General features: G+C 72.3%; 13 protein-coding genes. All 13 read left to right on the top strand.

All coding sequences use genetic code 11. From position 1 onward, the window contains the following. The first annotated feature begins 40 nt into the window (after positions 1 to 40). On the top strand, positions 41 to 1,291 hold the full coding sequence (locus ABZ707_RS18530) for a beta-ketoacyl-[acyl-carrier-protein] synthase family protein (RefSeq protein ID WP_360175482.1): 1,251 nt from the start codon (positions 41 to 43) through the stop codon (positions 1,289 to 1,291). Beyond that, positions 1,288 to 2,166 carry a MaoC family dehydratase gene (locus tag ABZ707_RS18525; protein WP_360175479.1) on the top strand — a complete coding sequence of 293 codons (879 nt, stop codon included), beginning with the start codon at positions 1,288 to 1,290 and terminating at the stop codon, positions 2,164 to 2,166. Before ABZ707_RS18530 ends, ABZ707_RS18525 begins: the two co-directional genes overlap by 4 nt. Continuing rightward, on the top strand, positions 2,156 to 3,661 hold the full coding sequence (locus tag ABZ707_RS18520; protein WP_360175476.1) for an AMP-binding protein: 1,506 nt from the start codon (positions 2,156 to 2,158) through the stop codon (positions 3,659 to 3,661). The genes ABZ707_RS18525 and ABZ707_RS18520 overlap by 11 nt, the downstream gene beginning before the upstream one ends. Then, positions 3,658 to 3,921 carry a phosphopantetheine-binding protein gene (locus ABZ707_RS18515; protein WP_360175473.1) on the top strand — a complete coding sequence of 88 codons (264 nt, stop codon included), beginning with the start codon at positions 3,658 to 3,660 and terminating at the stop codon, positions 3,919 to 3,921. The genes ABZ707_RS18520 and ABZ707_RS18515 overlap by 4 nt, the downstream gene beginning before the upstream one ends. 56 nt (positions 3,922 to 3,977) lie before the next feature. Continuing rightward, the gene (locus ABZ707_RS18510) at positions 3,978 to 5,027 is read left to right on the top strand and encodes a hypothetical protein (protein ID WP_360175470.1); all 1,050 of its coding nucleotides are present in this window, start codon (positions 3,978 to 3,980) and stop codon (positions 5,025 to 5,027) included. Between the two features lie 65 nt (positions 5,028 to 5,092). Next, on the top strand, positions 5,093 to 5,917 hold the full coding sequence (gene trpA, locus ABZ707_RS18505; RefSeq protein WP_360175467.1) for a tryptophan synthase subunit alpha: 825 nt from the start codon (positions 5,093 to 5,095) through the stop codon (positions 5,915 to 5,917). A gap of 2 nt (positions 5,918 to 5,919) precedes the next feature. Continuing rightward, positions 5,920 to 6,294: an ectoine synthase gene (locus ABZ707_RS18500; protein ID WP_360175464.1), complete on the top strand. Its 375-nt coding sequence runs from the start codon at positions 5,920 to 5,922 to the stop codon at positions 6,292 to 6,294. A gap of 68 nt (positions 6,295 to 6,362) precedes the next feature. Continuing rightward, the gene (locus ABZ707_RS18495; RefSeq protein WP_360175461.1) at positions 6,363 to 7,508 is read left to right on the top strand and encodes an acyl-CoA dehydrogenase family protein; all 1,146 of its coding nucleotides are present in this window, start codon (positions 6,363 to 6,365) and stop codon (positions 7,506 to 7,508) included. Then, on the top strand, positions 7,505 to 8,248 hold the full coding sequence (locus tag ABZ707_RS18490) for an N-(5'-phosphoribosyl)anthranilate isomerase (protein WP_360175458.1): 744 nt from the start codon (positions 7,505 to 7,507) through the stop codon (positions 8,246 to 8,248). The genes ABZ707_RS18495 and ABZ707_RS18490 overlap by 4 nt, the downstream gene beginning before the upstream one ends. Further along, entirely contained in the window at positions 8,245 to 8,976 is a 732-nt protein-coding gene (locus ABZ707_RS18485; RefSeq protein WP_360175456.1) for an indole-3-glycerol-phosphate synthase, read from the top strand. Before ABZ707_RS18490 ends, ABZ707_RS18485 begins: the two co-directional genes overlap by 4 nt. Further along, entirely contained in the window at positions 8,973 to 9,848 is an 876-nt protein-coding gene (locus ABZ707_RS18480) for an alpha/beta hydrolase (protein WP_360175453.1), read from the top strand. The genes ABZ707_RS18485 and ABZ707_RS18480 overlap by 4 nt, the downstream gene beginning before the upstream one ends. 146 nt (positions 9,849 to 9,994) lie before the next feature. Next, the gene (metF, locus tag ABZ707_RS18475) at positions 9,995 to 10,939 is read left to right on the top strand and encodes a methylenetetrahydrofolate reductase [NAD(P)H] (protein WP_360175450.1); all 945 of its coding nucleotides are present in this window, start codon (positions 9,995 to 9,997) and stop codon (positions 10,937 to 10,939) included. 462 nt (positions 10,940 to 11,401) lie between these two features. Next, positions 11,402 to 12,010, top strand: a complete 609-nt coding sequence (locus ABZ707_RS18470) for a DUF1772 domain-containing protein (protein ID WP_360175447.1) — start codon at positions 11,402 to 11,404, stop codon at positions 12,008 to 12,010. The last annotated feature ends 128 nt before the right edge of the window (positions 12,011 to 12,138 follow it).

The following is a 12,138-nucleotide window of genomic DNA, read 5'->3' as shown; positions in this document are numbered from 1 at the left end:
AGTCCGCCCTCCGCCGTACGCACGGGATACGGGAACTGAGATGCCAACCTCACCGAGGCACGCACAGCTGAAAACGCCTGTCGCGATCACCGGCATGGGCGTTGTCACCCCGGCCGGCTCCACCCTCGACGACCTGTGGACCACACTGCGCGCGGGGAGGTCCACCGCCGCCCAGCTCACCCATCTCGACCTGGAACGCCACCGGGTCCGCATCGGCTGCCGGGTCCGCGGCCTCGACGACATCGGCCTGGTACCCGCCAAGGAAGCCCGCAGGATGGACCCGTTCGCCCTCTACGGGACGACCGCGGCCCTCGCCGCCCACCGGGACGCGGGCGCCCCGGCCGCCGACCCGGGCCGTACCGCCGTCGTCGTCGGCAACGCCGTCGGCGGCCGGGCCACCAGCGACGAGGAATCCCGGCACTTCACCGAATCGGGACCGCACCGGGTCAATCCGCTGATGCCCCTGATGACGATGCCCAACGCGGCGGCGGCCCAGATCGCGATACGGCTCGGCTGGCAGGGCCCCGCCCTGACCATCGCCACCACCTGCGCCAGCGGGGCCGACGCCATCGGCCACGCCCTGCTGCTGCTCCAGACCCACCGGGCCGACGTGGTCCTGGCCGGCGGCTGCGAGTCCACCCTCACCCCCGTCACCCTCGCCGGATTCGGCAACCTCAACGCCGTGTCACTGCGCAACGACGACCCGGAGCACGCCTCCAGGCCGTTCGACACCGACCGCGACGGCTTTGTGATGGGCGAGGGCGCCGGCTTCGTTGTACTGGAACGCCTCGACGACGCCCGGGCGCGCGGCGCGCGGACCTACGCGGCCGTCGCCGGCTACGCCGCCACCGCCGACGCGTTCCACCTCGCCATGCCGCTGCCGGACGGCGCCGCCGCCGTCGGCGCCATGGAGGGAGCCATCGCCGACGCCGGACTGGTCCCCTCGGACATCGTCCACATCAACGCGCACGGCACCTCGACCCCGTACAACGACCGCGCCGAGGCGCACGCCCTGACCAAGGTGTTCGGTCCCGCCGGTCCGCCGGTGACCGCGAACAAGAGCGTCATCGGCCATCTCATCGGGGCCGCGGGCGCCGTCGAACTGATCGCCACGGTACGGGCGATGACCGAGTGCGAGGTCCCGCCCACCGCCAACCACGAAAAGCTGGAGCCAGGCATGGAAATCGACGTGGTACACGGCGCCCCGCGCGCCGTCGCATCCGGTCCCGCACTGTCCAACTCCTTCGGTTTCGGCGGCCACAACTCCAGCCTGGTGGTGGCGCCGGTATGACCACCGCTCCCGCCCCGGCGGCGACGTGCACCGTCACCGCGGAGGAGATCGGCGCCTACCGCGACGCCGTCCGCGCCACACTGCCCGCCGCACCGGACCACCAGGCGTCGCCCGTCCACGCGTTCGTCCTCGCCCACACGCTCGCCGAGCGGACGGTGTCCGCGCTGACCACGAACGAGTCCGGGCCCGTCCAGGTCGTCCACCTCGGCCAGGACATCCGCTGCCGGCGGCTCGTGCGCCCCGGCGAACAGGTCACCGTACGGCTCGATGTGCTCGGCGCCCGGCGAGAGGCGCGGGGGACACGGGTCGCCCTGCGTTCCCGGCTCACCGGCGACGGAGCGGAGCCCTTCGCCGAACTGCTCACCAGCGCGCTGCTGGCCGGGGCCACCGCGCTCGAACCCTTCGGTGAGATCTCGGCGGGTGCCCCGGCTCCGGCTCCCTCCGGGCCCGGCGAAGCGGTCACCGTCATACATGAGCCGACCGAGGAGTGGATCCGCCGCTACGCCCGCGCCTCGGGCGACGAGAACCCGATCCATCTTGATCCCGAGGCCGCCCGCGCCGCCGGATTCGGCTCGGTCATCGCCCATGGCATGAGCGTGCTGGCCCTGGCCGTCGAGGAGGCCGTCGACCGGTACGCCGACGGTGACGCGTCCCGGGTGCGCGGGGTGGGCGGCCGCTTCTCGGCGCCCGTGGCGCCCGGCGAGCCGCTCAGATTGGACCTCCAGCCGGACACGGCGCGCCGCGTGGTGCGCCTCACCTGCCGCACCCCGGCAGGACCCGCCGTCAAGAGCGGCTGGATCGAGCTGGCGTCGTCCGTGCCGTCCGCCGCCAGCGCCGGTGACGGCGACCGGAACGGAGGCGGCGATGACGACTGACGACCTCGGCCTGGTGGGCGGATTCCTCTCCCAGGTCCGCGCACGTCCCGACGCCCCGGCCCTGCTCTGGAACGGCGAGGAGGTCACCTACCGCGAGCTGTACGAGCGGGCCGGACGCGAACGCGACCGGCTGGCCCGGCTGTCGCTCGCGCCGGGCGAACCCGTCGGTGTGCCGGCCACCAAGTCACCCGACGCCATCGCCGTGGTGCTGGCGTGCCTGCTGGCGCGGCGCCCCTTCCTGCTGCCGTCTCCCGCCCTCGCCGGCTCCCTGCTCGCGGACCTCTTCGCGCAGGCGGGCTGCCGCAGTGTGATCACCCCGGACGGCGAGGACGCGGGCCTGGTGCCGAACCCCGACGTCACTCCGCAGCCGCTGTCGGCCCGGGAGGCCGCTGAGGTGTCGTTCATGCTCACGACATCCGGCTCCACCAGCCTGCCCAAGATCGTCCCGCTGGGCCGGGACGCCGTGAACCGCTTCATCGCCTGGGCCGGTCCCGCCTTCTCGATCGGCCCCGGCAGCACGGTGCTCAACTACGCGCCGCTCAACTTCGACCTGTGCCTGCTGGACATCTGGACGACCCTGGCGCACGGCGGCCGTGTCGTCCTGGTCGACCCCGCGCTGGCGGTCCGCGGCGGGCATCTGCTCGACCTGCTCGTACGCCATGACGTCGACGTGGTCCAGGCGGTGCCGATGTACTACGGCCTGCTGTTGGACGCCGCCCGGCGCGGTGGCGACACCCTGCCCGGCGTCCGGCATGTGATGTTCAGCGGCGATGTGATCCCCGACCGCACCCTGGCCGCCCTGCCCGAGCTGTTCCCCAAGGCGCGGATCCACAACATCTACGGCTGCACCGAGACCAACGACAGCTTCATCCACGAGGTGGACACCGGCGTCGCCATGTCGACGCCGGTACCGATCGGCGTCCCGCTGCCGGGCGTCCGGGCACTGGTCCTCGACGCGGACGGCGCGGCCGTGGAAGGGCCGGGCTCCGGCGAGCTGTATGTGTCGACGCCCTTCCAGGCGGCCGGCTACCTCGACCGGACCCGTCACACGGACAAGTTCACCGGCCATCCGCTGGGACTCGACGACCGCCGCTGGTTCCGCACCGGCGATCTCGTACGGCGGGACCCCGACGGCCGGCTCCACCTCACCGGACGCGGCGACCACCAGGTCAAGGTCCGCGGTGTCGCCGTGAACACCGCCGAGATCGAACGGGTCCTGCTGGACCACCCCGAGGTGCTCGAAGCGGGCGTGGCCGCCGTACCCGACGCGGCGGAGGGCCGCCGGCTCGTGGCCGCCGTCCAGTGCGCGCCCGGCAGCGCGCTCAGCACTCTCACACTGCGCGGGCACTGCGCGCGGAGCCTGCCGAGGGCGGCCGTCCCCTCGAAGCTGCGGATCCTCGAAGAACCGCTGCCGAAGACCGCCACAGGAAAGGTCGACCGCAAGGCGCTCGACCGTCCGCAGGACTTGTCAACAGCCAAAGGAAGGACGTCATGAGTCACGTCGGCACCATCAAGCAGTTCGTCATCGAGGAGTTCCTGCCGGACGTCAGCGCCCAGGAGCTGGCGGACGACCACGACCTGCTCTCGGACGGGGTCATCGACAGCCTCGGCGTGCTCAAGCTGATCGCCTGGGTCGAGGACCGCTTCGGGGTGGCGATCGGCGACGCCGACCTCGACCCGAACAACTTCCGCAGTGTCGCGGCGATCGACGCGTTCGTCGCCGGTGCGCGCCGTACCGAGGTGGCAGGTGGCTAGGCCCTGCCTGACACATTCCGCCCGGCCGAGCGCCGTGTGCCAGACGGGCCCCGGCGATGCATGACGCGCTCATCGGGCTGCTGGAGCGGCGCGCGCCGGTGGGGCGCGAGACCTGGCGGTCGCTGTGGGACCAGCTCGGTGACGGCCGTCTCGACAGAGCGCAGGCCCTCGCCCTGCTGACCTCGCTGGCCACCGCGTTCCCCGACCACGAGACACTGCGGCACCTGCTGGACTCGCTCGCCGAGCGGCGGCCCGCCAGGCCGGCGGGCCGCTGGGCCGGCACGGTCAATGTGGTGGGCACCGGCGGGGGACCGAGGACCTTCAACATCTCGACCGCGTCGGCGTTCGTCGCCGCCGCGGCCGGAGTACGGGTCGTCAAGACCGGCTCGCGCGCGTACACCAGCTCCCTCGGCTCCGTCGACCTGCTGGAACGGCTCGGGGTCCCGCTGACCTCCTCGTACGAGCAGACCGCCGAGACGCTGGACCGGTACGGCGTCGCCTTCACCGGTCCGTTCGTCTACCCGGCGCAGCTCACCCGGCTGGCCAGGACCATCGTGCCGACGAGCATGAAGCCCTTCGGCCGCTTCCTCAACGCGCTCGGACCCTTTCTCGCCGATCTGCCCGTCACGGCGCAGGTCACCGGGGTCTCGTCGGCCGCACCGCCGGCGGGACTGCGCGCCCTCGCGGCGACCGTCACCGGACGCGTCCTGTGGCTCACCGTCAACGACCGGGGAGCGGACGAACTGCTCGCCTTCGCCGACAACACCATCCATGGCAACGACGGACTCGAACTGCGCCTGCCCGCCGGGGAACTGGTCCCGGCGGACGGCGGCTTCGCCGACCTCGCGCCCGCCGTGGCGCCGGCCGCGGCGCCCGGGCACTTCCTGTCCGTTCTCGCCGGCGCCGCCGGTGCGGTCGCCACACGCACGGTCTGTCTCAACGCCGCCGCGCTGGCCGTCGCGAGCGGCCACATCACCGACTGGACCAGGGCCGTCGCCGCCGCCGAGGAGGCGGTACGCGACGGAGCGGCCCGTGACCTCGCCGAGCGGATACGGGCCGGAGGGGCCCGGCGGCCGGCCCGTACGAAGGAGGTGTCCGGTGCGTGACCCCCGTGCCGGACACCTCCGGCCACCCGCCCCACGCCCCACGGACCGACCCGAGGCGACGACCCATGGCTGACTTCTTCGCACACCGGCGACCCGGTGAGGGCCCCGGCCTCGCGCTCTTCCTGAACGCCGGGGACCCGCCGCTCGACGTCCTCGCCGACCTGGTGCTCATGCTCGACGAGGAAGGCGTCGACTGCCTCGAACTGGCCGTCCCCTTCCCGGAATCGGTCACCGACGGGCCGGTGATCCGCCGCTCGGCCCGCCGTGCCCTCGACCGAGGCGTCGGGCTCGACGAGGTCCTCGCCTTCATCGCCGCCGTACGCCCGCGGCTGCGCCGGCTGCGGATCGCGCTGCTCGCCGACTGGAGCCACTCGCTCAAGCACCGGGACCCCGCAGGGACGCTCCGTACCGTCGCGGCGTCGGGCGCGGACGGGCTGCTCGTGCACGCGCTGCCGCCCCGGCTGCGCGCGGCCCACTACGCGGCGGCCCGGGAGGCGGGACTGCCCGTCGTCACCACCTGCTACCAGCAGAGCCCTCCGCCGACCATGGCGGAGGCGGCGGCCGAGGCCACCGCCTATCTGTATCTCGTCGCGCACTACGGACGCAGCGGCACCGCCCCGGCCGGCGGACACGCCGGGCTGGCGGGCACGGTCAGCGCGCTCCGGGCGCACACAGCGTCCCCGATAGCCATCGGCTTCGGGGTCAGGACCAGGGAGGACGTGGAGACCGTGGGAGCCTGCGGAGCCGATGCCGTCATCATCGGCTCCGCAGGCGTCGCCCGGATCGAGCAGTCGCTCGACCGCGGGGGCGACATCATCGACGGCTTCCGCGACTTCGTCGGGTCCGTATCGCCCACCCGAGTCAGCACACCTGAGAGAACCGGGAGTTGAACATGATCATCCGCGATCTGGAGAGCGTCAAGACGGTCGAATGGGGCAATGGCCTGAGCCGGCGCTTCATCGTGGCCGCCGACGGGCTCGACTACAGCATCACCGACACCACCGTGCGCGCGGGGACCAAGTCCCGTCTGGAATACCGCAATCACATCGAGTCCTGCTACTGCATCGAGGGCTCAGGAGAGGTGATCGAGCTCGACGGCACCGCGCACCCGATCGTGCCGGGCCGTCTCTACGCGCTCGACGAGCACGACGCCCACTACCTGGTGGCAAGCCCGCACGAGGACCTGCGCCTGGTGTGCGTCTTCTCCCCGGCGCTCCGGGGCGACGAGATCCACCAGCTCGACGAGCACGTCTCCTCCGCGTACTGATCCGTCCCCGGCCGGCCCGGCCGGGACACCACCGAACCGCTACCGATCCGCATACGGAAAGGCTCGCCGTGATCCGCTGGAACACCGACCAGGCCGCACTGCGCGAGGGCCTGGCCCAGTGGGGTGAGGCGCTCAGCGCCGGCCACATCGAACAGGACGAACAGGCCACGTTCTCCTGGGACAAGTGGAAACTGATCCGGGAGACCGGCATCCTCGGTCTGCCCTTCGAGGAGCGGTGGGGCGGGCTGGGCCAGTCCCTGCTCACCACCATGTATCTGCTCGAAGGGCTGGGCGAGAACTGCCGCGACTCGGGGCTGAGCTTCTCGGTCACCACCACCATGGCAAGCACCGGCGTCCCGCTGGAGAAGTTCGGCACGGACGCGCAGAAGGACACCTACCTGCGGCGGATCTGCTCGGGCGAGATGATCGGCGCACATGCCATCACCGAGGCCGAGGGCGGCTCGGACGCCATGGCGATGACCACGCGGGCGGTACGGGACGGTGACGGTTTCGTCCTGACCGGCGGCAAGATCTTCGTCAGCAACGGCCCAGTCGCCGATGTGTTCGTCGTTTACGCGCGTACGCATCCGGACGGCGGTCCGCTCGGGGTCACCGCGTTCCTGGTGGACCGGGACACCCCGGGGCTCACGATCGGGAGCCCGACCAAGAAGATGGGACTGCGCACCTCGCCGCTGAGCGAGCTGTACTTCGACGAGTGCCGGGTCCCCGCGACCCAGGTCCTGGGCCGCGTCGGCGGTGGGTTCATCGTGCTCGACCATGTGATGAAGCGGGAGATCCTCTTCTCCTTCATCGTCAACGCGGGGGAGATGCGGCACCGGCTCGACCGCTGCGTCGACCACGCGAAGAGCCGCCGCTCCTTCGGCAGGCCGATCGGCTCCTACCAGGCCGTCGCCAACAAGATCGTCGACACGAAGATCCGACTTGAGACGGCCAGGAAATGGCTGTACGACACCGGCGAACGCCTCGCGGCCGGCGAGAACGTCACGGTGGATCTGGCCATCGCCAAACTGGTGACGAGCGAGAGCAATGTGGCGACCAGCCTGACCGCCGTGCAGATCTTCGGCGGGCACGGCTACATGACCGAGTACGGGCTTGAGAAGGACGTGCGCAACGCCGTGGCCGGCACGATCTACTCGGGCACCAGCGAAATCCAGTACAACCGCATCGCCTCGATGCTGGGTCTGGGCAAATGAGCCCTGAACCCGGCTCCAGGCTCCCGGCGGGGCGCTCGGCCGCACCCGAGGCCCGCCGGGTTCTGAAGGTCTGCGGAGCCACGGCCCCCGACGACATCGCCACACTGGCCGGCGCGGGAGCGGACTGTGTCGGCCTGTGGCACGGCATACCCGGCGGCCACGCCGAACTGCCGGAGCGGCGCCTGGCCGAACTGACCGGGGCCGCCCACCACCACGGCCTCGAACCGGTCCTGGTCACCTTTCTGGCCGACCCCGAAGCCCTCGGCCGCCTGGCCCGCCGCACCGGCCTGCGCTGGCTGCAACTGCACGCGTACCAACCGCCCGCCGTGATCAGGGCACTGCGCGCCGCACTGCCGGACGCGGTCCTGGTCAAGGTCCTCCATTTGCGCGGCGGCGACTGCCTCGAACGCCCGCTGACCGGCGCCTACGAACGGGCCGGCACGGACATGTTCCTGCTCGACACGGCGACCGAGGACGGCCGGATCGGCAGCACCGGCCGGCCGCCGGCCGAACGGGACGTGCTGCGCCTGCTGCCCCGGCTCGGCCGGCCGTTCCTGCTCGCGGGAGGCATCTCGCCGCACAACAGCGCCGACTTCGAAGCCGTCGCCGGACACCCGGGCTTCCGCGGCATCGACGTCGACACCGCGGCCCGCGACGGGCACGGACGCTTCTCGGCGCCCGCGGTCACCGCCCTGGCCCGCGCCTGGCGGACCGCGACATCCCCCGAGGAGAGCATATGAGCACCCGATTCCTGGAAGCCCTGCTGGCCGCCGAACGACCCCTGGTCATGGAGGTCAAACGACGCGACGCGCACGGCTACGACCTGCTCGGCGGGCGCACGCCGGCCGCCATCGTCGAGTCCTACGAGGCCGCGGGCGCCCCCTGTGTCTCGGTGGTCACAGGCCGCTGGTTCGGCGGCACCACCGCACTGCTGCGCGATGTCGCCGCCCTCACCGACCTGCCGCTGCTCCAGAAGGACTTCATCACCCGCCGGGACCAACTGCGGACCGCGAAGGAACTCGGCGCCTCCGCCGTGCTGCTCACCGCCGCACTGCTGCCGAGGTCCAGCATGCGCACCCTGGTCACCGCCTGTCTGTCCCTGGGCCTCACCCCGTTCGTCGAGGTGACGGAGGAGGCCGAACTCGTCGGACTGCCGCACGCCGACGAATGCGTCGTCGCCGTCAACAACAAGGACATCAAGGTCCGGGAGAGCGACCGGGGGAGCCTCGGCCGAAGCCTCGCCCTGCTGCCGGCGCTCCGGGCGACGGGCACCCGCTGTCCGGTCAGCGCCAGCGCGATCGACAGTCCGCTCGCCGGAGCCACCCTGCTCGACGCGGGCTTCGCGGGCCTGCTGGTCGGCACCTCGCTGCTGCGGGCCAACAGCGCGACCGCCTGGCTGGAGGGCCTGGACCGCGCCAGGACCCGTACCGCATCCGCACCCGCACCCCAGGAGAACCCCCGGCCATGACAGCCCCCGCCCCCGCCGCGCCCGCCGTCCGGGCCCTGACCCTCGACGCCGACGGCACCGAGATCTCGGGCCTGCTCGCCGAACCGTACGGCGCCGAGCCCCGCGCCGTGATCGTCGCCGTCCACGGCCGTGGCATGTGCGCCGACTACTTCAACGGGCTGACCGACCCGGGCGATTCGCTGCTCGCACTCGGCGCGCGGCTCGGTCACACCGTGCTGGCGCTAAACCGGCCGGGCTACGGCGCCTCGGCCGACCGGCTCCCGGACGGCCAGCCACTCGGCGAGCAGGCGACGACCCTGCACGCGGCGCTCGCCCACTTCGCCCGTACGCACCCCACCGGAGCGGGCTTCTTCCTGGTCGCGCACTCCGACGGCGGCAAGGTCGCGCTGCACATGGCGGCGGACGACGCGGGCGGCGGGCTGATCGGCCTCGACATCAACGGCTGCGGCTGGCAGTACGCCCCCGGCGCACGGCACTTCCCCGACACCCTCGGCGGCGGCGCGTCCCAGCTCAACTGGGGCCCGCTCCGGCTGTATCCACCCGGCACGTTCCGGGCGAGCCGCTCGCTGCTGACGCCGGTGCCACGCCGTGAGGCGGCCCAGACGGCGGCCTGGCCCGCCCAGTACCCGCGGCTGGCGGGCCGGGTCCGGAACCCGGTCAGGCTCACCTTCGCCGAGCACGAACTGTGGTGGGAGCTGGACGACGACGCCCTGACCGCGATGACGGGCCGGCTGACCGCCGCACCTGTTGTCACCGTGGAACGGCTGCCCGCCGCCGGGCACAACATCAGCGTCGGCCGGGCCGCCCGTACCTACCATCTGCGCGCCGTCGCCTTTCTGGAGGAGTGTCTGCTGCGCGCAGCGCGGAACTGAACTCCCCCCGGTGAAGGGCGAGGTGACGGAGGCCGCCGGCCCGGTGATCAATCCGTGGTCATACCTCCGGAAGCGCGTCCCCTCACGGTTACTGTGTGGGACCGTGCCCACCCTCGCACTGAGCGACTCCAGGAAGGACCCCTGCCATGGCGGGAGAGACCGCAGACCGTCCCCAGCACCACCGGCGCGGCCCGCGCGGCCTGCCGGCCGACGGCCGGCGCTCGTACTCCTTCGAGTTCTTCCCGCCGAAGACCGAGGCGGGCGAGCGCACGCTCTGGAACGCGATCCGGCGTATCGAGGCGCTCGCACCGTCCTTCGTCTCCGTGACCTACGGCGCCGGCGGGTCGTCGCGCGACCGGACGATCGAGGTCACCAAGCGCATCGCCGCGGAGACCACACTGCGCCCGGTCGCCCACCTCACGGCGGTCGGCCACTCCGTCGCCGAACTGCGGCACATCATCGGCCAGTACGCGGACGCCGGCATCCGGGACGTACTCGCCCTGCGCGGCGACCCGCCCGGCGACCCGCGCGGTGAGTGGGTCCGCCATCCGGAGGGCTTCGCCCAGGCGAGTGAGCTGGTCGGTCTGATCAGGGAGCTGGGAGACTTCACCGTCGGGGTGGCCGCCTTCCCCGAGCGCCATCCGCGGTCGCCCGACTGGGACAGCGACATCCGCCACTTCGTCGCGAAATGCCGGGCAGGCGCCGACTACGCCATCACCCAGATGTTCTTCGAGGTGGACGACTATCTGCGGCTGCGCGACCGGCTCGTGGCAGCGGGCTGCACGACCCCGATCATCCCCGAGATCATGCCGGCCACCGATGTACGGCAGATCCGCCGCTTCGCCGAACTCAGCGACGCCCGCTTCCCGGCGGCCCTGGCCCAGCGGCTGGAAGCGGCCCGCGACCGTCCGGCGGACGGCCACCGCATCGGTGTCGAGTACGCCACGGCCATGGCAGAACGGCTGCTCGCCGAAGGCGCCCCCGGCCTGCACTACATCACGCTCAACCGCTCCACGGCGACGATGGAGATCCACCAGAACCTGGGCGTCACCGGGCGGCGCGGCCCCGCGCTGGCCACCACACCCCGCTGACGGCCGGGGCACGGCTCAACTTCCGGTGGCGGCACCGGGTTCCGCTCTCTGCCCGTGCCGCTTCCCGCCGTACTGGAGACCCGGTCGAGGAGGAGTCCAGCGGTCCGGCAGGCCCTCGTCCGGCCTGCCATCATCGCTGGGCGCGCACCGACAACGGCTTGGACGCAGAAACATGCACCTGAGCTTCATGGCTATGTACCGTCTCACCGCACCGGACTTGACTGGTCTCATGACGCAGAACATGAGACGTGCCCGGGGAAGCGGGGCGGGGGCCGCGCGGACGCTCTGAGACCGGCGGGCGCCGGCGATCCGTGTCCGGCGCACACGGTGGCCGGGGCCGTCGGGCCACCACGGGGAAGACCCGTCGCCGCGGCACATCTCGGCGGCGGTCGGCGACAGCGCCGTGGCGGCCGCCGGACCACCTCGCATCGGACGGCTTCGACCACCAGACAAGGAAGTCCCATGAGCTTCAACCCGACCGGAACCCCCAACCCCTACGCGGCCCGCCCGCCGGCCCCCGCGGCCGTGCCGCCCGTGCGCCGCAGCAAGGCGGCCGGACCGCTGCTGATGATCGCCACCATCACGATGGGGCTCATGGCCGGCCTCTTCTTCGCGTTCGACATCTCGGTCATGCCGGGTCTGGCCAAGACCGACGACCGCACCTATGTGGCCGCGATGCAGAACTTCAACGCGCTGATCGACGGCAGCGGCCTGTTCGGCATGGTCTTCGTCGGAGCGCTGGTGGCGACGGGCGTCGCGGTGATCCTGGAACACCGGCAGGGCCGTCGTGCCGCCGCGCTGTGGGTCGGGGCGGCGGCCGTGCTCTACCTGGTGGCCCTGATCATCACGTTCAGCGTCAACATCCCGCTCAACAACGAGCTGGCGGGCGCCGGTGACCCCGCCAAGATGACGGACTTCTCCGTCGTCGACAAGTTCAAGGACACCTGGGTGGCCACCAACATCATGCGGACCCTGGTCTGCACGGCGGCGCTGGCCTTCCTCGCCCGCGCCCTGGTGCTGCACGGCCGGGGGACCGGCTCTGCCGCCGCGGTGCGCCCGTACGGCGTCTGAGCCCCGGCGGCCGGACCCGCGCCCGCCCTCCCCGAGCGCGGCTCCCGGGGAGGGCGGGCGCCCTGCCGCGTCCGCTCATCGTTGCGAGGCTGGTTCACGCACCCGAATGCCACGCCTGGGGTGACGCG

Source organism: Streptomyces sp. NPDC006923, from assembly GCF_040635655.1.
Taxonomy (GTDB): domain Bacteria; phylum Actinomycetota; class Actinomycetes; order Streptomycetales; family Streptomycetaceae; genus Streptomyces.
The sequence above is the reverse complement of the archived record's forward strand: the minus strand, read 5'-3'. Positions and strand labels throughout refer to the sequence as shown.